Here is a 20,047-nt window from a genome sequence, read left to right as displayed (position 1 = left end):
AACGACTCCCGTGTAGTTCAGTCAGACGTTCTGACAGGGGGATGCGCGGTTAGAGCGACCACATCTTCGCTGGCTACGCATGCCGATTTCGTGGTGGTATTCGCGTCGTGTCGTCAGACCCTGCATAATTCCCTTGTCGCTCCGGATCGACGAAACGCAACGAACACATGCTGTTTGATGCGCACGTAGGCGAGACGACTTTTTCCCCCTTGCATCGACGAAAGGCCACGAACAGTTGGTCTGTGAGCCGGCTATCCGTATGGGAACCCATCCGTTCTTGTTCAGCGATCCGACTACGTCGCCCTCGCATCTCTGAACTTGTCATGATCTTGTCCAGGCTGACGGGACTATTCGGATCATCGACGGCAACGCTGCACGTGCAGCCTCTGTTCCGTCACCCTGCGCAGAGGCATCTGTTCGAATGTCATCGATCAGGCATGGCAGCGCATGATCTGGCTTACACATATAATCTCAATCAGCGGGAACGAGTACGATTTCAGGGTGACGCTCTTCTTTGAGGTACGGAGACCGACGCTCATGTTCACAGGTCTGGTTATATGATGCGAATATTTGACGTACACGGCGCACCCAATCCACTTCGGGTAAGGATCGCGCTGGAAGAGAAGCGATTGTCGGATCAAGTGGAATTCGTGCCTGTAGATCTCGCGGCGGCGGAACATAAACAGCCTGCTTTCCTGGCAATGAATCCTGAGGGCACGGTGCCGGTCCTGCAATTGGATGACGGAACGTTCCTGTCCGAGGTGTCAGCGATTGTTACCTATCTCGACTATCTTGACGGCAAGCCAACTCTTACCGGTAGGATGCCAAAGGAGATGGGCGTCATACACATGATGCACAAACGCGCCGAGCGAGAGATTCTGTATGCCATCGGGAATTACTTCCACTACGGAACGCCGGGCGGGGGGCCCTTGCTTGAGGCACACAAACGGCCGATGTGGAAGGGCAGAACCGAATGGGGCTCGTTCGAACGCGAGCGCGCAATCGTCGGGATGAGGTATTTCGACGGAGTTCTGGCGAATTCACCTTATGTGGCGGGATCGGAATTCTCGCTCGCAGACATCACGCTCGTAGCCGGGCTGCGGTTTGCCGAACAGACCCAAACTGACATTTCCCCGGAACTGTCCTCGCTCCGGAAGTGGCATAAGAGGATGCTCGAGCGCCCCTCGATTGCGAGGCTCGCGAAGTAGTTCTCCGGACGCGTCCCGAGTCGAACAAGACTCGAGTTACTGTCGGCCACCATGCGCATTCTTCGCGCGGCAGATCTCGCATCGCACCAGCTTATTGCCTGTGGGCATCACAGATGCCGCGGCTTTCGAACACGGTCTGAGCTTCGGAGGCAATGCCCTCGACGGATCGACTAGACTCCGCCCTAGTGCGGCGGGAGTACAGGGGCGTGATAGGTGAACGTGAGCATCAGAGCTGCGGCTACCAGAATGACAAGCGGCGCATGAATCAGAAACTGGATCGTCGTGTATCCGACGATATCCTTGGGCTTCAACTTCAGAATGCCAAGTAGCGGGAGCATCCAGAAGGGATTGATGAGGCTCGGGAGGGTCTCGGTAATGTTGTAGACCATGACGGTCCATCCGAGATGCGCATGGGTCTGATTTGCCGCGCTCATGATGTAAGGGGCTTCGATGAGCCATTTGCCACCTGCCGATGGAACGAAGAACCCCAACACCGCGGAATAGACGCCCACTAAAATGGAAAATATGCCGGTGTTGTCGGTGAGGCCGATGAAGCAGTGGGCAATGGCATCGGACGCACTGCTTCCATGAGCATTCACCACCTTGGTCAGCATATAACCGATGCCGCCATAAAATGGAAACTGAAGCAGTATGCCGCTCGCTGCGGGCACCGCTTGACGGAACGATTCGAGAAAGCTTCGTGGACGCCAGTGTAGAAGCAGCCCCAACATCAGAAATAGCAGGTTGTAGGTGTTCAACTGGGATAGAACGGCGAATGGACTTCCGCTTGCGAAGGCGTTCCAGACCCATCCCGACATCAAGATGGCCACTGCAATCGTCAACACGGGGCTGAACTCAAGCCGATCCCCCGGCCGATTGCTCTGGGTGTCGGCACGCGAGTCGATTCGGAGATCGACGCCCAGTTCCTCAGCGGTGACGCTTGTGCGCCGGGATGGCGCGGTCCAAAAGCTGATGGCTAAAGATACCGCCATGACAGTCAAAAGAACCACGGCATTCTGCCAGGTCAGGATTGTTTCATTGAAGCCGATTACGCCGGAGATTGCGCGTAAGTCCGGGGGAAGGCTCGAGGCGTTCGCTTGCAATTGTGCGGGAGAAGAACTCAACCCGAGCGTGAAGGTACACCCCAAGCCGAGATAGGCGGCCGCACCCGCGGCCCGATAATCGAGCGTGAAGCCCTCTCGGCGCGCGATTTCGCGCACGAGCAGGCCGGAGAATATCAGGCTGACCCCCCAATTGATGAGCGACATTAGGATGCTCAGGGAGGCAACAAAGACGATGGCACCGCGAGACGTCCTCGGAATGCGAGCGAGACGACGGAGCAGGGCGTCGGCCGGGGGCGACATCGCGACGACGTAGCCCCCGATGACGACGAACGTCATTTGCATGGTGAACGGGATAATGCTCCAGAATCCATCGCCGAAGGCCCTGCTCACAGCGATCGGCTGTCCCGTATGCAGCGTCGCACCGATCGCGACGACGATGCAGATGCAAACCACGAACACGTAGGTGTCGGGGAACCATCTCTCGGCCCAGTTCACCATAAGCTGCGACGAGCGCCGGATCAATCCTTCACGCTGGGCAACTGCCTCGTCGGACTCGACGCGGGTTCTAAGCATAGGAGCCTCGCCCTGATGATTTCCCAATTCAACGCAGGTGATGCTGTTTTGTCAGAATGTTGGATCGTGATCGTTGCGACGGCCGCGCCTTCTCAAGTCTGCCGGCAAGGTACCTTATGAAGCGTGCAGGCGTAATCTTGGATTGTCAAGCACGCCATGATTCCTGCACTGAATTGCCGAATGACGGGGCGCGGACTCAGCGTCATTCCGTCCGCGCCGTGAACAGGCCTCTTCCGGATATGCACTAGTTTGAACATCATATTTCGGCACACGAACGAAATTCGACCTCACGGGAGGGCGCCGGATCAAATACGAGAGCGCGGCTTTGCCTTGCCCGCATGACGAGTACGCGCACGAGCGCGCTCGCGAGTATCGAGAAGAACCGGATGCGATCGACCGATTCAGTTCGACCGATTGTTAAGTGACTGTTTCGCACCGGCTCAGTGTCCGTGAACAAGTATTCCGGTCAAGAAAAAAAGGGCACGGAATTGTCCATGCCCCGGCTTGCGAGAGGAGGAGTGGAGGGAGGGAGGATATCCTCTCGAGTCGCCAACCCTTCGCCGGGGTGCGAAGGAAATCCAACTACACCACAAGTCGCAGGTTAGAACAATTGCACTTAGGTGTTGAGAGAGGAGCCGGATCGCGACAGATGGAATTCGACGCCAGTGTACCGGTTAGCGAGTTCGGGCAGATCAGTTAGCGCGGCGGAGTTTGCAACGTCAAAAACGTTCAGTATTGGCCTGGATCAAGGCGGTCGCGGCGTGCTGAAGCAACGAAACTGATTCGCCCTTCTCGAAGATCTGCGAACTCACAAGTGCTCCATTAATGAGCACCGCAAGCTGTCCTGCGAGCAGATCGGGTGACGTTGCGTTGAGCTCTTCGGAAATTCTGTGCAACCGGCTGCGCAACTCGCGCTTGTGCGAAGTTGCAACCCTTCGCGCCGGATGATCCAACTCGGGGAATTCCGCCGCTACGTTCAACTGAGCGCAGCCTCTGAAACTCGATACCCCTGCGCGCGTTCCTATCCAAGCTAGTTGCGCGTGCAATTCGCCTGCCGGGTCGCCCGCGAATCGTTTCGCAACGGCTTCCCATTTTTCCCAGAAAACCCGGTCTTCCCGTTCCAGGAAGGCCGCGACCAGATCATCCTTGGTACGAAAATAGCGATAAAGGCTGGTCTTGGCGACGCCGGCTTGTTCAACGACGAGGTCGACACCCACCGCTCGCACGCCCAGTCGATAGAACAGACTCGAGGCCGTGTCGAGAATTCGTTCTCTTACCTCCGAGATCGCCTGGTCGGGGCTCTTCGCGCTTCTCGTCATGCTGGACCGGCTCCCCTAATTTCTGACAATTCTATTTTAGCATTCGCGTTGCTTGACGCAAAACAGACAGGTCTGTATCGTCAAGATCAAGCGAGTCCGTTTGGATTTGTTCGATCGAGTCCGCGTTGTCGGGCGACGGGGATTGAGATGTCTTCGCATCACGAGGCGATCTTCGTGGTTCGAAGGTCCAAGCGACGAATCGGCCTGTGTCGATGCCAATCAATCAAGGTGTATTCCCATGAAGAACGCTTTTCTGATCCGTAAGCTCGTGATCGTGGCAGCAGGCGCGGTCGCCGCACTGGTGATATCCGCCCATTCGGCGCATGCCGACACGCACGGCGCGACCTCGGCCAACGTGGCTCAACGCATATCGAGTCAAGAGGAATCGCCTTTTGATCGCAGCGCAAAGAGTGTGCAGAGTGGCGGTGACGTTGGTGGTATCGGCGAAACGAACTGGGCGAGCGGCAGTCGTTCGAACCAGGCGCGCTCACCCCGCGAAGTGGTTGTCAGCAGCTACTCCGTACCGATGTACAAAGCGCGTCAGTGATCGGTATCCGTGCCGCAGTTGCGGCGGATGTCCGTAGCTAAGGAGAACCCATGGCCAAGGTTACGATGTACAGCCAGCAGGTCTGCCCGTTCTGTGATCGAGCGGAGCGTCTCCTGCGCTCGCGCGGTGTCGACGTGATCGAAAAGATCATGGTCGATACCGACCGCGAACAGCGAGCATTAATGGTCCAGCGCACCGGCCGCCGCACCGTTCCCCAGATTTATGTCGAAGATACTCACGTGGGTGGCTTCGACGATCTGGTTGCACTGGATCGCGAGGGAGGATTGCTTGCGCTGCTCGACGAGAAAGCGTGAGCGTCGAAAAAATCTCCCGAACGACGATGGAATTGCGGGTGCGCTTGCGCTCGCAGGAGAACGTTCTCAAAGCGAGAGTCATTCGCTCGGAAATCACAAGCCGAGGCTGCGGGTCGCTGTACGGCAGTCTCCGGACCTCGCGACGAGAAGCCTTCGACGGCGACTTCACGCGCGGCTTCGGAGTATCCGGCCCTAATCTATCAGAGGAAGCTAAAAGATGAGCGCATCAATCAAATACATCAGCGACAGTTCATTCGAACAGGACGTAACGCAATCGGATAAACCAGTTCTCCTGGATTTCTGGGCAGAATGGTGCGGTCCGTGCAAGATGATTGCGCCGGTACTCGAGGAAGTTTCGAAAGACTACGGCGACCGCCTGCAGGTCGCAAAGATCAACGTCGACGACAATCAATCGACCCCGGCGAGGTTCGGCGTGCGCGGCATCCCTACGTTGATTCTTTTCAAGAACGGCGGTATCGCAGCACAAAAGGTCGGTGCCTTGTCCAAGTCGCAACTGATGGCGTTTCTAGACAATAACTTGTGAGTTGACACGACAGACAGCCGCTACGTCTTCCTCATCCGGTTCGATGAGGAGTCGATCATCGGCGGCTGATCCAACGGCGCTCCCGTTAGTCCGACGCTAAGCGGCTTCACGCAAAAAGCCGTGATACGGCCTTGCCGCCAAGGAATAGCTCCTCGGTGACAGCCAACGCCGCAGTGTCGAGGGCAAAGCCGATGACCTCGTATCCAACCAGACCGTCCTTCTGAAGCGGATCCTGTTCGATGATCTGCATCAATTCTTCGCGGGTCGAGGTCTGAGCAATGATAACGCTTCCATTGAACGTCGATATCGAGCCGGACAGCAAGAACGAGCCCGTCCGATGATTGGATTCCATGAAATGCCGATGCTCATGGAGACGCTCGTGTAGATTCGAAGAATTCTGTAGATAACTGCCGATAACGATGTGAAGCATGGTAAGCCTCCAGTTAAAGATCAATCCTGTCTCTCTCGGCGAACGACCGTAGAAAATCCAGACACATCGCGCGCCAGTGCTGGCCTGCCAACCATGCCGGGCCCAGGCGTGGTTTTGTCGCGTGAGCGATCGGCTCAGATCACCACGCTTCCTGCTTAAACGGCGCCGTTCAGCCGTGCCTCTCTTCTTTTACTCGCCACGAGATTCCGCAGACCACATACGGCGAGCGCGGCCGTGATCAGCACGTAATAGGCTGGAACGAGACGATCGGCCGTTGCTGCGATGAGGAGTGTCATCAAGAGCGGCGCAAACCCTCCGAATACCGTGAAATTGAGGTTATGAATAACCGCAAGTCCGGTCGTTCGAGTTCGTGTGGGAAACAGTTCGGAAAGGAATGCTGGCACGGGCGCCTGAAAGAGCGTGACAAGGATTCCGAGGCAAGCCATGCATGCGATAAGCGAGGCCGCGCTTCGAAAGTGCAGCATGATCTGAAATGCCGGAATCACGGCCGCCGCCACGAGGACCAGTCCTGTCGCGATGAGAATTCTTCGTCCCACGATGTCGGATAGCGCACCGAATACTGGCGCCATGAAGACCTGCACCAGAGAGAATCCCAATGTACCCCAGAATGCCGAGGCGGCAGAAATGCCTAGCTCGCGCGTGGCATATGTCGGAATATAGACGCCCAGAAGGTAGTTGGTCGATGCCGCCAGACAGTACAGGCCAATCGCACTCACGATGCGTAGCTTGCTGGCGCTGAGCGATTCCCTCAAGGGGCTCCCGCGTGGGCCTTCGTTTGCGATCGTTTCAAACACCGGCGTTTCGCTTACCTTCCTCCGAATGAACCAGGCGATGGGAAGAATCGTCAGACCAAGAAGGAAAGGGATTCGCCATGCCCACTCCATGATCTCGGCGGGAGTAAAAAGCCGGTTCGAACCAAAGCCGACCAGCGAGGCTAACGTCGCGGCCAGGCCCACGCCAACGATCTGGAAGCTGGCAAACAATCCACGACGATTCTCCGGGGCATGTTCGACGAGAAAGCTGACGGAGGTGCCAAACTCGCCGCCCGCGGAGAAACCTTGCAGAAACTTCGCGCAGACGATGATCACGGGAGCGGCGAGCCCAGCGACGGCATAAGTGGGCGCGACGGCGATCGCGAGTGTTCCACAGCCCATGATGAGGATGGTCAACCTCATGCCGGCTTTTCGCCCATGGCGGTCGGCATATGAGCCCAGGCACAGGGCGCCGATGGGTCGCATGAGAAAAGACGCCCCGAAGGTGGCCAGGGCGATCAGCAGCGACACGAGTTCGCTATGGGCAGGGAAGAAAACCTTCGAGATAGGAATGGCAAGCACGCCATAAATGATGAGGTCGTACCACTCGAGCGCATTCCCTATCGACGCTGCAAAGACGACTGTGCGTGACGATGTTCCAGAAGGCACACCAGTGCGCGCGTCAGACCAACCGGGCCGCGACGACCTGGCAGTGGTGCTGGACGAAGATCCTTCGTCATTCGCGATCAAGTTTTGCGCTTCCATATATCCGCGTCAAACGAGATTTTCGAGCATGTCGGGGCGGCTTGCAGCAGTTTCGATGAAACTGCAAACGAACCTGAGTGAGCGTTCGAGCTCTCGCGGCTTCACCTTGTCCCGCGTATCGCTTCCGGAAAGAATGTGCCGCACGCGCGACTCCGGTTCGTTGAATCCCGCGAGAAGCCGGAATGCAGGTATCCCGGACCGGGCGAAGCTGTAGTGGTCGGAGTTCGCCATCAGCGTCGGATGCGTGTCTACCTTGATATCGCAGGCCTGCGACGCCTGCGCCACGAGCGGCTCCAGGCGAGGAAAGTTGCTGGTCAGGGCCGTCAGATTCGGCGAACCGGCCACCGTATCCAGATTGATGTTTAGTCTGATGTTTCGTCGGTCAGGCTCAGACAGTTCATGCACATATCGCTTCGAGCCAAACAAGGACCATTCTTCGGCGGTGAAGATGATGGTCTGCAACGCGTACGCACGATGTTCAAGGAACATGGGCGCAAGGCACCTCGTTGCAGCGAGTGCGACGGCCACGCCGGACGCGTTATCCAGGGCGCTCTCGCCAAACGGATGGCCGTCGACGTGGGCGCTGAGCACGATCCGTGGATTGGCGGGATCGCCGACGAGTAGCGAGGGGATGCATGTGGCGGCGTCGGTCTCGGCTCCTTCCAGAACGATCCGCACGCGCGCGTCACCGGAGCGCTGCATCTGGAGCCGGGTCGCGCACTCTTCGGAAATATATCCGCATGGGATCGGCTTGTAGCCATCGGCTGTATCCGAGGAGCCGGAAAGAAGGCCCCCACTGTCGCCGGGGTTTCGCATGAGCACGGCTTTCGCGCCGTGACGGATCGCGAGCCTGATCTTTTCCCGACGGTGCACGTGAGTCGAAGAAAAAGGATACTCGTGCTCGATCATCACGATCTTTCCCCGAACTGCGTTCCCGATGAACGCGTAGTCTTCAGGTCGACCGCGTCCCAGGTCGAGCAGCGCACCGCCCAGCCCCCCGGCGGGCGTGGAAACGGTCCGGAGCATGGGCTGGCAATCGAATTCTTCACCGGTATCGTCAATGGTCACGCGCGACCGCACCGGGCGCCAGATAGGCACCAAAAGGGGGAAACTCTCGACTCGGCCGCCAATTTCGGAGAGTTTGTCGTGCACCCAGGCGATCGCTGCCCGCTCGCTCTCGCTGCCGAGCAGCCGGCCGCCGAAGTCGCACAGCCGTGCGAAGTCTTCATGGAGAGCGTGGTAGCGGTTTTCCACCTTGCCTGTCTCTGTTGAACTGACGTACGAAGCGTCCCGGCCCATCGCGCTGCCCCCTTCTCATCCGCGAGTCGTGCCGACAGTAGAACCCGTCGAAAACGCGAGAACCAATATATTCTGGTCGCTGATATATAACTTCCGTCTATGGGAGGGCGCGTGAGCCGAGCGATTCTGAACTATCACCACGCGGAGCTACTGTTTCATGTCCTGAGGGCGCGGACCCTGACGGATGCCGCCGCCGCATTGCACATCTCGCAGCCGGCCGTAACCAAGCAGATTCGTGCGCTGGAGGAAAGCCTTGGCGTACAGCTGTTCAAGAAGGAAGGCCGAGGACTCGTTCCCACGGTGGAGGCGATGCTGCTGGTCGAGGAAGTGGAGCGAACCAGGGCAGGCCTGGCTTCGTTGAATGAACTCGCGACGCGGCTCAGGTCGGGCGTTGCCGGAAGGCTGGTTGTTTGCGCTGTCCCCGCTCTCGCACAGGCGCTACTCCCTGCAACGATAGGCGCGTTCAGACAGACGCATTCGAACATCTACGTGGACGTCAAGGTCGAGAATACCTGGCGCATCATGGATCTGGCGGAATCTCAACAGATAGACCTTGGGCTGTGCTATCCCTTTCGCGAAATGCGGCAAGTCGAGAGCACGGTGCTGCTCCGATCGAGACTCCAGTGCGTGATCAGACAGAATGACGGTCTATCGGGAACAAAGCCTGAAACTGGCGGACCTGCGGGGCAGGCCCGTCGTGATGGTGGATTCAATGAATACCAGCCCGATCGTGAAAGACGCCTTGAACATGAGCGGCTTGAATCGGGATGTGGTCTGTAGCGTATCCACGTCCGCGCTGGCGTGCGAGATCGTGCTTAGTACAGGAGCGGTCGGGATCGTCGATAGCCTGACCGCGTCGGCATACGAATCGCGCGGCATCGAGACGATTCAGCTATACAAATTTCCGTTGCGACCCGTCTCGTTGCTTCAATCGAAACTACGTCCGGCAAGCGACTTCGCTCAAGTCTTTGTTCGGGCCCTGGCCGCGCAGGCAGCCAGATTCGATGTCGGATCCGTTGAACCGGCGAAAGCTCGGCAGTAGTCTGTTCGCCACCGCGGCGCGCCAGCTTCCGGCATGACCGGGCATTCGGCCCTTGGTCACTTCAAATGCGAACACGACCGACGAGCGGTCACGGACCGGATCCGACGTTATTGCCAAGGCACACCGTGTCGTGGCGATAACGTCTGCCCTATGCGGCCTTGACGACTCTGTCTCGCAAACTCAAAGCATCTCCAAGGCGAGCGCGATGCCTTGACCGCCGCCGATGCAAAGCGTGACCACGCCGCGCTTGAGGCCGTCCCGCCGCATCGAATGAATCAGACGCGTGACAAGGACCGCACCGGTCGCGCCGATCGGGTGGCCGTGAGCGACCGCTCCTCCCTCCACATTGATCATGTCGTGCGGCAGTCCAAGTTTCTTCGCGATTGCGAGCGGCACCGCGGCAAATGCCTCGTTGATCTCGATTCGTTCGATGTCGCTCAGTTGCCAGCCTGCGCGCTGGAGCGCGATCGGAACGGCCGGCACCGGTCCCAGGCCGAACATACCGGGCTCGACGGCCGCGACGCCGAATCCGGCCAGCCTCGCACTGGCCTCGATACCGTGCTGCTCGGCGTAGTCCCGACCTGCAACGAGCATTGCCGACGCGCCGGTATTGATACCGGGAGCATTCCCTGCCGTGATGGCGCCGTCCGGACGGAAGGCCGGGCGAAGTTTCGAGAGCGTCTCGACAGACGTCTCCGGCCGCGGTTGCTCATCGCGCACAAACTCGATCGGCCCTTTCTTGCCGGGAACTTCGACTGCAACCAACTCCGCGTCGAACAGACCCCGTTCACGCGCAGCGGCGAATCGCTGCTGGGAGCGGGCCGCCCACTCGTCGAGATCGGCCCGCGTCAGCCCTGCCTCTTTCACGAGGTCTTCGGTGTGCCAGCCAGACGCCTTATCCGAGAAGGCATCACCGAGACCGTCGCGCATCACGCTGTCGAAGATCTCCGCGTTGCCCATTCTCTGGCCCCAACGGCCGCTCGGAAGCAAGTAGGGCGCACGGTCCATGTTCTCCATGCCGCCCGCGACCGCAACGTCGCCGAATCCCAGCGCAATTTCATGAGCCGCGGAAACGATCGCCTGGGCGCCCGATCCGCAGACGCGATTCACCGTCAATGCCGGAACCGACACCGGAAGGCCGCCGCCAATCGACGCCTGCCGCGCCGGATTCATCTTGTTCCCAGCCTGGATGACATTGCCCATCACCACCGATGCGACGCTCGACGGATCGAGCGCAGCACGCTTCAGTGTTTCGCGTATGACGGTCGCACCGAGCTGAACGGCCGGAACATCCTTGAGCGAGCCGCCAAAAGCGCCGATAGGCGTTCGGACCGGATGCGCGATGACTATTTCACGTACATTCATCAAAGCTCCTTTGATTGAGCGACAGAGTTTGGAGTTCGCTAGGGAAGAAGCGGCAATTGCAGGGCGCCAGTCTGGCCCTGCGGATTCGTGACGGAATGAGCCGCGTGTCTTGCAGAGCCCCAGCGTGCGCCTTCCAGTGACAGAAGCGTTTCTTTCGCCGGCAGACCACCCGCGAATCCGGTCAGTTCTCCCGATGCGCCGATAACCCGATGGCATGGCGCAATAATCGAAATTGGATTGCGACCGTTCGCAGCACCGACGGCGCGTACGGCCGTTGGTCGACGAATCTGGCTAGCGATTTCACCGTACGTTCTCGTTTCGCCATACGGGATTTGCAGCAGGGCGGTCCAGACGGCCCTTTGAAACTCCGTTCCCTCGAAGTGCAAGGGCACGTCGAATCGGTCCCGCTGGCCGGCGAAATACTCGTTCAGCTGGCTCTCCACGGTTCCGAGGAATCGGTCGTCGCCAGACTCGACCATTTCTCCAAGTCGCACGCGGCCGGGGCGCTCTCGCTCCCAAAGGATCGCCGCCAACGCGGCTTCACGCGCGACGAGCGTCAACTTGCCAACGGGCGAAGACATCACTTTGTAAGAGTACGGCACGATCGCTCCCAGTCCCCGAAATGAACGGATAACACTTAATCTGGATGATACCGATAATTCAGAAGGGATGCATTACGCGGCCGGAGTGCAAAGCATCGAACTCCGCGCTTTGCTCGCAAAGACTTGGACACTCGCGTACACGACTGCGTGTTGGCGGCGACGAATCCGCAGACGTGCGTATGGCTTCCGGTGCCGGAACGCCCGAATCCGCTACCTTGGTCTAATTGTGGGAAGGACGGGGCCGTGCCAGACTGCATCGTCGCGATTGATGCTGTCGCCGGCGAATACGCGGGTGATACCCCGCACGCCGACACCCGCGCGAGAGGACGGAATCGATCACGCCAGCAGAGCACATCTGGCCGGATCCTCGACGCCCGATGAAAGTCGGGCGCTCGCATCGCACGTTCGAATGAGCAGCTTCGAGCGCACGCCGTTGTTGTCGATCGACTCCCCACATGAGGTCAACGGAGACTCGAATGGAAGCTCAATTCAGTGCATGGGAGCAGACATTAAAGCTGCTTGCGCAGGTCTCGTCGAGTGATTTCAACGGCGAAACGAGCCGCGATGCAGGTGGATGCTCCGCCCCGCATCGAGTGCTGGATATACCGACGCTGCGAACGCGCGAGCGCGACACTTCGCCGTCAGCGCTCGTATCGATCCTCGAGCGGTCCTCGTCGAAGGAAGTCTCGCTATGCTGGCGCGATGCGACATTGGGCAGGTACGGGGACCAGCAATGGATACTGCAGGTTTCGCGCCGTAAGACGGTCTGCGCTTTGACTGGCGCAAGCATTCAGCGTGGCGACCGAGTCTATCGTCCTCGGTTGCGGGGACGTAACCCAAGGAACGCGACATTCTCGATCCTCGCTGCGGCGATGGAACAGCTCGAACGAGGCCCGATCCGCGCGGAAGTCCGGGAGGACGGTGTTCTCGCTGAAGCGACGCACAGTGCCTGCATCCCGGAACAGGCTTGAGCGCGCGAACCGAGGCCCGGCCTGTGAACAAATCGCGCACCGCGCAGTCCGGAACCGTCTCATCCTGCCGGAAGAATCAGGGGATCGATCCGTGCTCGGAAGCCGCTCAATCAGCCGTACGTTAAAGCGATGGTCGAAGCGAAGAGACCGGGAGCGCCTCGCCTGGGAAATCGACAATTCCGGTGGCATGAGCGTCACGGATAACCACGGCGAGAACACGCAGACCGAAATCGCCGCCGTGACAAGTCAGACGACCGTTCCCGCCACCAGGCAAAGGCTTCTGGACGTGTTCGATCGCCGGGAAGGCTGATCGGGTCCGATCTCCCGGCCACGCTTGCTGTCGTTCCGATTTGATGCACTCTTAACCGTGGGAGTGACGCGATGATACTCGGCAACGCGCTGGCACTGGTCGAAGGCATTCAACGGCGTGCGCGTCTCGCGGGCGAGCGGGAAACGCACTACTACGTGCGCCAGGTACTGAACCTCGCGAGCGCTCTGGAGTCGGGCCTGGATCGATCTCCGGAACTCATGCATGGCTTGAATCTGGCACGAAGTTACGCCGGCAGAGGACGACCATTTTTGGCGATAGAGCGGCTCAGAGCGACACTGCGAGCGATCGATCGCCGCGACCTCGAGCTCAACGAAATCCGAATTCCGTTCACGGCGCTTCGAAAGTCCGCCGCAAGGCGCCGGCTCGACCGCTGGCTCGCATGCTGATCGCTGGAGAGCGACGAGCCTGCTCAACGGTTGACCTGGGTGGACAGACGCAAGGACGATACGAGAGCAGGCGTTGGCCCAGTCTCTATGATGCTTCCGGGGGAACCCGCGATCTTGATGATTGTGGCGTACAATCACACGCCTAATAGAGATCCACGCATCACGCTAAAGACTAGAATGTGTGGCGATAGAGAATTGTCGTGAAGACCTTGCGGAAATGACCATCAGGTCGAAACCGAATTCCGATCTTGAGCGCCTCGCAAGTCTCGTGATCGTGGAAACTTCCGACGCTTGTCCGATCGGCAACTGATTCGGGATATCGTAGATTCAAGGATAGTGCATCGAATGTCACCTCAGGAAATTGCGAGGAAGCACCCTGTTCTGTTTCACTCGACGCGACCGGAAGCGCTTGCAGGTATCAGGAAGCACGGCTTGCTCACGACGAGAGATCTCGTACATCTTTTCGAATTGTCGGAGGAAAGTCGAAATGATGTTTATGGAAAGATTCGACGCACCGATATGACGATCGAGCATCCGGTGCACGGACGCGCTACGATCTCCGATAACATTCCTCTGAGCGAAAAGGCTCTGGAGTCATGCCTCGATGACGGACTCACGGTTGGTTCCTGGCTGGACATTCTGAGCCGACGAGTCTTTTTCTGGCCTGATGTGAAGCATCTCTGTAGCCACCTGCAGGCTACCTCGCGCCGGGGGGTGAATCGCGCCGTCATGGTTGTTGATACGCTTGGTTTGGTCTCGGCACACTTCGAGCAATGCGAAATCTCAGCGATCAACTCGGGCTCGACCATCCGACGGCCCGCGCGTAGGGGTCTTCAGACATTCACGAAGCTTGCGGGAACCGAATACACGACGTGGCAGAAGATGCGCGGAAAGAAGGACACTATCAAGGAGGTCGTTATCCGCGCCAGCGTCGTCGATATCAGCGAACATCTGGTCGAGGTAAAGTCATCGACGGACTTCATCTGAGGCGAGACAGCCAGGAGGGCAGGTTCGCTGTCGGCTGATATCGAAAGCAGGCTCGCCGCCTGGACATGGTGAATCCATCCGTGTTCAGGGGACGTGAGATGACAATTGTGCCTTGTTTGATTCAATATCGATCTGCATCGGTATCGAGCCTAGACTTCGCTGAGCGATCACCGCTCGGATAACGCTAGTCAATCGATCAGAGAGGCAGTCATGAAATCCATTAGTGCGCTTGTCACTGCAGTCGTGATGGCAATAGTCTCCTCGCCTTCGTTCGCACAATCGACTCAGCCATCGGCAAGCCCGGACGTAAGAGCGCAACTGACGCAAGAAGGGATAGGCTATCCCTCCTCTGCTGAACAGAAGCTCCAACCTCTCGCTCTCGCACAGCAGAACCGCCGTTTCGGCGATTACGGTATCGGGCCGAAGGGGGGCGTAAGCCTTGGTCGACAATACTCGGTGACCATTTCTGCGCCAGCCCGATAAGGGAGTCGCGGGTGTGGCTTCGTTTGCCGGGATAATGCCTCATGCCCGCGCTGTTGCTGGTTCATAGCCTCTATGACGGGGCGGGAGCAAGCGCTATGCAGCCATCTGTGGGAGCTAGTGCCGCCCGATCTCCTCGATCAGCACCCGATCATCGTTCTCCGCAGCCAGTTTCATAGCTTCGCACAGCGAATCCACTAGCGCCGGCCACGCGCTTTTTCGCATTGCCGATGTTGAACCGCTGATCCCCAGGATCACGGTTTGAGAAACCGGACTCACGACAACCGCAGCTGCCGCGCTGGCGTTTGCTTGCGGCGCGACTTCCCAAGATTGAGCGGCAGTCGAAAAGACGCAACATGAGCAAGCCGCGACGCTCAACACGAGCGCGGTTCGAGAAGGGTAGCGATGCACACTCTCCATCTCGCTTGCTTCTGTTGCGGATATCGATTTGCTTGTCCGACACACTACCTCAAGTCTATCGAGGTTTATTCGGTCGCGTCGTTATTGCGTCTCGCTTCGGGAAGAAGATCACATTCACTTCACGAGAGGAATGTAGTCTGGTGAGTTCTTCTTTGCACACCGTTTGTGAACAGCCGGCTGAAATTGTGCGCGGACAGGGCGCCGAGACGTTCCTCCCCCGATCTGATTTCACATGCGGTTCTATCGACTGAGACCCAGTCAAGGTCCAGGAAAAGTTCTTCCTCAACTGAACCCATGGACGTACGGTTGCCGTTCAAAAGACTACATACGAGAACGGAAAACCGGCGAGTCGGGCGTACATTTGCTGCGATTCAGATATGGAGCAGTTAGGCAGCGGGAACTCGCCTCCCAAAGCGTCCAGGGAAACCCAATACGTGCACGATTGGGAAGTTCTGGCTCAAGCCTCGCAAGTCGTGTCTTCCTCCGACAGTGCGGTGGCTCTCCCGCCGACCTTTCCATTCCCTGAATGAATAGTCTTGCCTTCGAGTTGCTTCAAAGCCTTTTCCCAGTACTTGTGTGCCTGCCCCGCAGGACTGCCGTCATTCTCCCAGAGGTAGAAAGCGAGCGAATGGATCTGAATTTCATTGAGTGGCATGTTCATGGTCGAACTCCTGGAGTGTATTGGTGATTGAGCACAAGCGGTCGCGGCACCGAACTAGTTTCCTCGATGCACCGTTCCCGACATGATTGGTTTCGAGCCGCGAGCAACCGGTGCGAACGTACCCGCGATCTCATTGATTTGCGATAGGGCCGAGCCCCTGCCCGATTGGTTCGTTCGGACGGCGACGCGTGTTGCGATCGGCACCAGCCGATGGCCCAATCGCCCGATAGTGCCCGCGCCGCTTCCAACCCGCAGCACGAGAGCGTCAATGGTTGCTTTTGCGGTCGCACGCGCGGCCCGCTTCGCGAAGTTCCTAAGCCGCTTATCGGTAACCGGATGGCGTGCCCAGAAAAACACACCGAACCAGCCGATCACGGTCCAACCGAGAAGAATATTGACGACCGTGAGAAGGAAAGCGTCCTTCCTGCCTTGAACATCGGCAATTATAGAAGGCGCAAGGTAAAGGGCGATCAAGGCGATCGCTGCGACAACGCTTATCAATGTGCGTAACATTTGAAAACCCGATCAGATGCTCGAGCGATCGAACCAGTGACGGTACGATGTTCTTGCAATCCATGTCAGACCGCGCAGCGTGCTTTCGAACCGACAAGCCAGCTTTAGCGAAGGTTTAAGGACATCTGATGCGTCTACCGGTTCGCGTGAGCCGTTGATATCAACCATGACTCGGCGACAGGACGCTCAAACTCTGGGTTCAAGTTTAGGACGTAGGTCGCCGTTTTCTATGTGTGAAGGATGAAATGACAGTTGCAAATCGACGAAGAATGCCGATAGAACTGTAGTCCAAGCGCCTGATTTAATCGTCCTGAGCGACCGGATGTCGCGCGAGCCTGATTACATATCCGTAGATATCTTCAGAGCACGTAAATAGGGTACGGTGGCCGACACGATGAAAGCCGATACTTTCGTCTAATTGTCTGGCCATCAGAAAAGGTGTGGAATTCCGACATTCATATCGATCAATCCGTTGGATTACACTAATCAAACCGATGAAAGACACCCGCAAAGAGTTGATTCAGAGAACCCTGAAGCGCCTCGCGCTCATTCTCGTTGCCAGCGCGGCGTACTTCGCCTATATGAAAGCGCGAGCCGAGACACCGCAGATCAGGGCCGGCAGTGTCAGCATGATCTCGGGTCAGCCCGGATCGATTTGGATTCGCTAAAGATCGCTTCGATCTGGCCGCTTGCGAACCTCAAACGATTCCTCTCGAGGGTTGCTCGCCCTCACGTCGCAATAGCATCGCGAGCGCGACAACCACGACGGCGGTCGTGAGCCACGCAAAGAGTAATGTGGCGAGTCTGATGCCTTCGTGCTGGATCACGAATCCGACCGCAATGACAGGTATCGAAAGGGCGACAAAGAGCACCACAAAGAAGCTCGAGATCACACCGGCGCGCTGTTGAAGGGGACTCTTCGAGGCAAGTTCGCTCAAGCTCGCGCGGAAGCTGACGCCTTGGCCCATCCCCGCAAGGATCACGCCCATGAAAAGCAGGAAGGGCGAGGTCCACTGAACGCATGCGGCCATGCACACGAGCCCGAGGATAAGTCCACCACATCCTATCGCGAGCCGGACGCGGAAGGGGATGTGTGCCGGAGCCGCCTGACCCAGTGCCGAGAATACGAAGAACAAGAAGATCGTGCCGCCGATCGCCGCGCCGCTCTTGAATCCGAGCAAGGTACGAGCGAGTTGAGGCGACACTGCCGTAAAGAATCCCAGCACGACAAAACCCGAGAAGCCGGCGAGCGCCGCCGGTACGAATATCGTGCGAACTTCGGGCGGTAACGATATGCATTGCATGCGCAGATGCGCTCGATCAGGGAGTTTCGCCGTCTCGGGTGCCCGGATGATGAAGAACATTCCCAAGACTACGAGCGCCAAATGAACGGCGAACGACAGGCGCGTCGGCCACGGGCACAAATCCACTAAAACACCGCTCAAGACGGGTCCCAGCCCCAATCCAAGCACGTTGGACGCGGTAGCGGCGAACGTCGCTTGTCGCTGCCATTTCTGGGGAGCCTGCTCGATTACCGCGACGGTCGCGGTGCCCGTAAAGATGCCTGCCGAGATCCCGGACAACACTCGGCCGAGCATGAGCGCCGGCAGTCCGTCGGCCACGAGAAATTCGACACCTGACGCGGCAGATGCGACCAGTCCCCACAGCAACATGCTGCGCCGGCCGAGTTGATCTGACCAGTTCCCTGCAATCAGAAGCGCTGCAAGTGCGCCTAACGCGTAACAGGCGAAAATGACCGTGATCGTGGTCGGAGGAAACGCGTAGCGTTGTTCGTAGAAACGATAGATCGAGGTGGGCAGTGTGGCGCCGATCATGATGATCGAGAACGCTGCGGCCACGAAAAAAAACGAGCGCGTCGATGTCGTCAGTCGGGAGGCAGCGGTCATTCGCATTTCTATCGCTCGCGTTGCAATAGCCGTGATTATGGGCAATGTAAAGCGGATTCGCCGGAGAGGCCGTCCGCGGCGCAATGTGATTCCGGCCTGGCGCTAAGAATCCCGCAGCTTCGATGTGGCGCTCATTCGTCCAAGCCAGCGGCCCGTCGTGACCGACCAAAGATTGATCCCGCCATATGCAAGCATCGCGGCGGCGCCGAAAGCGAAGAAACAGGGAAGCGAGTGCGTGACTCGCAATGCGCAGGCCCCGACGCCGGCATAGAGCGCGAGGCGAACCGCGCTTGCGGCGAGGGGCCACTTCAAGCGGCCGGCACCCTGTGCCGCGAAGTAAAGGGACAGCCCGAGTCCGAAGAAACCATAAAATGGCCCGAGGATGCGCAAACACGTCGCGCCGGTTTGCAACATCGGTTCGCTGGTTCCGAACAAACCAAGCCAGGCTCTTGGCCACAACGCTGCGCAAATGCCTATGCATTCCGTCACCGCGAATCCGAGCAGGCCGCCGACGAACGCGATTCTCAAGGCACGCTGGTGTTGGCCGGCTCCGAGGTTCGCTCCCACCAGCGCGACGATGGGGGCGCCCAGGCCGAAGGCCAGTGGAACCAGCAGATACTCGAGGCGGGTAGCAGTGGCATAACCCGCGAGCGCGGCGGTGCCCGCAGTGGCTCCTACCGCTGCTCCGGTCACCGCCATCAAGGTATTGGTCAGAACGGGATTGATGCATGCGAAGGCGCCAACCGTCAGAATGTCTCGCATCGGACCCCAGCGCAGCTTGCCTGGAACCAGGCGCGCCGGGTTGCGGCCGCTGACGCAATACGCGCCGAGGATCAGCGTGCCCACCGCATAATAGATGTCCAGCGCGAAGGCTCCACCCGCGACACCAAGCTGCGGCAGCGGACCCAGACCGAATATGAGGCAAGGCGACAGAGGCACGAGCAGCACCGCACCACCGCAGATCACCGCACCCGGCACGGCCATGTTGCCCGTTCCGCGGATCACGCCTGCAAAGGCATTCATGGCCCACATGAATGGAAGTCCCGCAAACAGGATGCGCCCATAGCTGGTTGCGGCCTCGAGCGCGTTTCCGTGCGCACCGAGTTCCTGGTACAGAGGACGTCCGATGGAAAGCAGGCAAATCGAAAAGAGCGCGCCGATAGCGATGTTCATCGCCAAAGCGTGACGCGCCAGTTCGTCCAGCAGCGCAGCGTGCTTCGCTCCCAACGCGCGGGCAACGGCTGAAGCGATTCCGCCGCCCATCGATCCGTGCGACATGTTTTGCATCAGCATCAGCAAGGGGACGACCACGGCGACGCCGGCGAGCACATCGGTTCCGAGTTTCGCGAGAAACCATGTCTCTACGAGTCCAGTCGACGACTGGGCCAGCATCATGAGCATGTTTGGCCCTGCCATGCGAATCAGGAGCGGGGCGATGGGCGCCTCCAGCATTGCCTCAATTCGCGAATGGGCAAGTCCGGACGGATGAACGCGTTGAGCCGTGCTGGCGTTCATCGTCTGGCCTCGATTGAAGGCGGTTCGGTGT

Annotated in this window: 19 protein-coding genes and 1 pseudogene; 9 read left to right on the top strand and 11 right to left on the bottom strand. The window is 58.6% G+C overall.

Going from position 1 to position 20,047, the window contains the following annotated elements; genetic code table 11:
- Positions 1-560: 560 nt before the first annotated feature.
- A complete protein-coding gene (locus BRPE64_RS31760) occupies positions 561-1,208 on the top strand; it encodes a glutathione S-transferase family protein (protein WP_044044400.1) in 648 nt (215 codons plus the stop codon).
- 182 nt (positions 1,209-1,390) lie between these two features.
- On the opposite strand, the gene BRPE64_RS31755 is transcribed toward BRPE64_RS31760, so the two are convergent.
- Positions 1,391-2,845, bottom strand: coding sequence for a TIGR00366 family protein (locus BRPE64_RS31755; protein WP_044044258.1), 1,455 nt, complete (start codon positions 2,843-2,845; stop codon positions 1,391-1,393).
- 719 nt (positions 2,846-3,564) lie between these two features.
- Positions 3,565-4,164: a TetR/AcrR family transcriptional regulator gene (locus BRPE64_RS31750; protein ID WP_044044256.1), complete on the bottom strand. Its 600-nt coding sequence runs from the start codon at positions 4,162-4,164 to the stop codon at positions 3,565-3,567.
- Between the two features lie 238 nt (positions 4,165-4,402).
- Here BRPE64_RS31750 and BRPE64_RS31745 point away from each other — a divergent pair, with 238 nt between their 5' ends.
- From BRPE64_RS31745 to trxA, 3 genes are all read left to right on the top strand, one after another.
- Entirely contained in the window at positions 4,403-4,711 is a 309-nt protein-coding gene (locus BRPE64_RS31745; RefSeq protein ID WP_044044254.1) for a hypothetical protein, read from the top strand.
- 50 nt (positions 4,712-4,761) lie between these two features.
- A complete protein-coding gene (gene grxC, locus BRPE64_RS31740; protein ID WP_044044253.1) occupies positions 4,762-5,025 on the top strand; it encodes a glutaredoxin 3 in 264 nt (87 codons plus the stop codon).
- Between the two features lie 217 nt (positions 5,026-5,242).
- Positions 5,243-5,569, top strand: coding sequence for a thioredoxin TrxA (gene trxA, locus BRPE64_RS31735; RefSeq protein ID WP_044044251.1), 327 nt, complete (start codon positions 5,243-5,245; stop codon positions 5,567-5,569).
- A gap of 106 nt (positions 5,570-5,675) precedes the next feature.
- Here trxA and BRPE64_RS31730 read toward each other — a convergent pair whose 3' ends face one another.
- From BRPE64_RS31730 to BRPE64_RS31720, 3 genes are all read right to left on the bottom strand, one after another.
- Positions 5,676-5,999 carry a YciI family protein gene (locus BRPE64_RS31730; RefSeq protein WP_144063616.1) on the bottom strand — a complete coding sequence of 108 codons (324 nt, stop codon included), beginning with the start codon at positions 5,997-5,999 and terminating at the stop codon, positions 5,676-5,678.
- Positions 6,000-6,154: 155 nt separating this feature from the next.
- On the bottom strand, positions 6,155-7,537 hold the full coding sequence (locus tag BRPE64_RS31725; protein WP_051180632.1) for an MFS transporter: 1,383 nt from the start codon (positions 7,535-7,537) through the stop codon (positions 6,155-6,157).
- 9 nt (positions 7,538-7,546) lie between these two features.
- Positions 7,547-8,791, bottom strand: a complete 1,245-nt coding sequence (locus tag BRPE64_RS31720; protein WP_160167963.1) for a M28 family peptidase — start codon at positions 8,789-8,791, stop codon at positions 7,547-7,549.
- A gap of 144 nt (positions 8,792-8,935) precedes the next feature.
- On the opposite strand from BRPE64_RS31720, the pseudogene BRPE64_RS32665 reads away from it, so the two are divergent.
- Positions 8,936-9,878: pseudogene (locus tag BRPE64_RS32665) on the top strand (LysR family transcriptional regulator).
- 180 nt (positions 9,879-10,058) lie between these two features.
- Here the strand turns inward: BRPE64_RS32665 and BRPE64_RS31710 are convergent.
- Both BRPE64_RS31710 and BRPE64_RS31705 read right to left on the bottom strand, forming a co-directional pair.
- The gene (locus BRPE64_RS31710) at positions 10,059-11,243 is read right to left on the bottom strand and encodes a thiolase family protein (protein WP_044044246.1); all 1,185 of its coding nucleotides are present in this window, start codon (positions 11,241-11,243) and stop codon (positions 10,059-10,061) included.
- Positions 11,244-11,281: 38 nt separating this feature from the next.
- The gene (locus tag BRPE64_RS31705) at positions 11,282-11,824 is read right to left on the bottom strand and encodes a methylated-DNA--[protein]-cysteine S-methyltransferase (RefSeq protein ID WP_173405494.1); all 543 of its coding nucleotides are present in this window, start codon (positions 11,822-11,824) and stop codon (positions 11,282-11,284) included.
- A 497-nt stretch (positions 11,825-12,321) separates the two neighbouring features.
- On the opposite strand from BRPE64_RS31705, the gene BRPE64_RS32075 reads away from it, so the two are divergent.
- The 3 genes from BRPE64_RS32075 to BRPE64_RS31690 all read left to right on the top strand — a co-directional run bounded on the left by BRPE64_RS32075 (position 12,322) and on the right by BRPE64_RS31690 (position 14,520).
- The gene (locus BRPE64_RS32075) at positions 12,322-12,816 is read left to right on the top strand and encodes a DUF3331 domain-containing protein (RefSeq protein WP_160167961.1); all 495 of its coding nucleotides are present in this window, start codon (positions 12,322-12,324) and stop codon (positions 12,814-12,816) included.
- Between the two features lie 381 nt (positions 12,817-13,197).
- A complete protein-coding gene (locus BRPE64_RS31695) occupies positions 13,198-13,533 on the top strand; it encodes a hypothetical protein (RefSeq protein WP_044044245.1) in 336 nt (111 codons plus the stop codon).
- Between the two features lie 345 nt (positions 13,534-13,878).
- The gene (locus BRPE64_RS31690; protein ID WP_044044243.1) at positions 13,879-14,520 is read left to right on the top strand and encodes a DUF7002 family protein; all 642 of its coding nucleotides are present in this window, start codon (positions 13,879-13,881) and stop codon (positions 14,518-14,520) included.
- A gap of 1,357 nt (positions 14,521-15,877) precedes the next feature.
- Here BRPE64_RS31690 and BRPE64_RS31685 read toward each other — a convergent pair.
- Positions 15,878-16,081, bottom strand: a complete 204-nt coding sequence (locus BRPE64_RS31685) for a DUF2934 domain-containing protein (RefSeq protein ID WP_044044241.1) — start codon at positions 16,079-16,081, stop codon at positions 15,878-15,880.
- A gap of 54 nt (positions 16,082-16,135) precedes the next feature.
- On the bottom strand, positions 16,136-16,555 hold the full coding sequence (locus BRPE64_RS31680; RefSeq protein WP_232519369.1) for a superinfection immunity protein: 420 nt from the start codon (positions 16,553-16,555) through the stop codon (positions 16,136-16,138).
- A gap of 533 nt (positions 16,556-17,088) precedes the next feature.
- Here BRPE64_RS31680 and BRPE64_RS33350 point away from each other — a divergent pair.
- Positions 17,089-17,262: a hypothetical protein gene (locus BRPE64_RS33350; RefSeq protein WP_160167960.1), complete on the top strand. Its 174-nt coding sequence runs from the start codon at positions 17,089-17,091 to the stop codon at positions 17,260-17,262.
- 30 nt (positions 17,263-17,292) lie between these two features.
- On the opposite strand, the gene BRPE64_RS31675 is transcribed toward BRPE64_RS33350, so the two are convergent.
- Positions 17,293-18,501 (bottom strand): MFS transporter, encoded by a 1,209-nt coding sequence (locus BRPE64_RS31675; RefSeq protein WP_044044235.1) that lies wholly within the window; start codon positions 18,499-18,501, stop codon positions 17,293-17,295.
- A gap of 102 nt (positions 18,502-18,603) precedes the next feature.
- On the bottom strand, positions 18,604-20,016 hold the full coding sequence (locus tag BRPE64_RS31670) for an MATE family efflux transporter (RefSeq protein WP_044044234.1): 1,413 nt from the start codon (positions 20,014-20,016) through the stop codon (positions 18,604-18,606).
- Between the last annotated feature and the right edge of the window lie 31 nt (positions 20,017-20,047).

This window comes from Caballeronia insecticola, assembly GCF_000402035.1.
In the GTDB taxonomy this organism is placed as follows: Bacteria; Pseudomonadota; Gammaproteobacteria; order Burkholderiales; family Burkholderiaceae; genus Caballeronia; species Caballeronia insecticola.
Note: the sequence above shows the minus strand (reverse complement) of the source record. Positions and strands in the feature narration are given on the sequence as shown.

What these genes read in the sequence shown, in the direction of transcription:
- BRPE64_RS31760 (WP_044044400.1), top strand. Translation starts at nt 561, where the DNA reads ATGCGAATATTTGACGTACACGGCGCACCCAATCCACTTCGGGTAAGG.
- BRPE64_RS31755 (WP_044044258.1), bottom strand. Translation starts at nt 2,845, where the DNA reads ATGCTTAGAACCCGCGTCGAGTCCGACGAGGCAGTTGCCCAGCGTGAA.
- BRPE64_RS31750 (WP_044044256.1), bottom strand. Translation starts at nt 4,164, where the DNA reads ATGACGAGAAGCGCGAAGAGCCCCGACCAGGCGATCTCGGAGGTAAGA.
- BRPE64_RS31745 (WP_044044254.1), top strand. Translation starts at nt 4,403, where the DNA reads ATGAAGAACGCTTTTCTGATCCGTAAGCTCGTGATCGTGGCAGCAGGC.
- grxC (WP_044044253.1), top strand. Translation starts at nt 4,762, where the DNA reads ATGGCCAAGGTTACGATGTACAGCCAGCAGGTCTGCCCGTTCTGTGAT.
- trxA (WP_044044251.1), top strand. Translation starts at nt 5,243, where the DNA reads ATGAGCGCATCAATCAAATACATCAGCGACAGTTCATTCGAACAGGAC.
- BRPE64_RS31730 (WP_144063616.1), bottom strand. Translation starts at nt 5,999, where the DNA reads ATGCTTCACATCGTTATCGGCAGTTATCTACAGAATTCTTCGAATCTA.
- BRPE64_RS31725 (WP_051180632.1), bottom strand. Translation starts at nt 7,537, where the DNA reads ATGGAAGCGCAAAACTTGATCGCGAATGACGAAGGATCTTCGTCCAGC.
- BRPE64_RS31710 (WP_044044246.1), bottom strand. Translation starts at nt 11,243, where the DNA reads ATGAATGTACGTGAAATAGTCATCGCGCATCCGGTCCGAACGCCTATC.
- BRPE64_RS31705 (WP_173405494.1), bottom strand. Translation starts at nt 11,824, where the DNA reads ATGTCTTCGCCCGTTGGCAAGTTGACGCTCGTCGCGCGTGAAGCCGCG.
- BRPE64_RS32075 (WP_160167961.1), top strand. Translation starts at nt 12,322, where the DNA reads ATGGAAGCTCAATTCAGTGCATGGGAGCAGACATTAAAGCTGCTTGCG.
- BRPE64_RS31695 (WP_044044245.1), top strand. Translation starts at nt 13,198, where the DNA reads ATGATACTCGGCAACGCGCTGGCACTGGTCGAAGGCATTCAACGGCGT.
- BRPE64_RS31690 (WP_044044243.1), top strand. Translation starts at nt 13,879, where the DNA reads ATGTCACCTCAGGAAATTGCGAGGAAGCACCCTGTTCTGTTTCACTCG.
- BRPE64_RS31685 (WP_044044241.1), bottom strand. Translation starts at nt 16,081, where the DNA reads ATGAACATGCCACTCAATGAAATTCAGATCCATTCGCTCGCTTTCTAC.
- BRPE64_RS33350 (WP_160167960.1), top strand. Translation starts at nt 17,089, where the DNA reads ATGAAAGACACCCGCAAAGAGTTGATTCAGAGAACCCTGAAGCGCCTC.
- BRPE64_RS31675 (WP_044044235.1), bottom strand. Translation starts at nt 18,501, where the DNA reads ATGACCGCTGCCTCCCGACTGACGACATCGACGCGCTCGTTTTTTTTC.
- BRPE64_RS31670 (WP_044044234.1), bottom strand. Translation starts at nt 20,016, where the DNA reads ATGAACGCCAGCACGGCTCAACGCGTTCATCCGTCCGGACTTGCCCAT.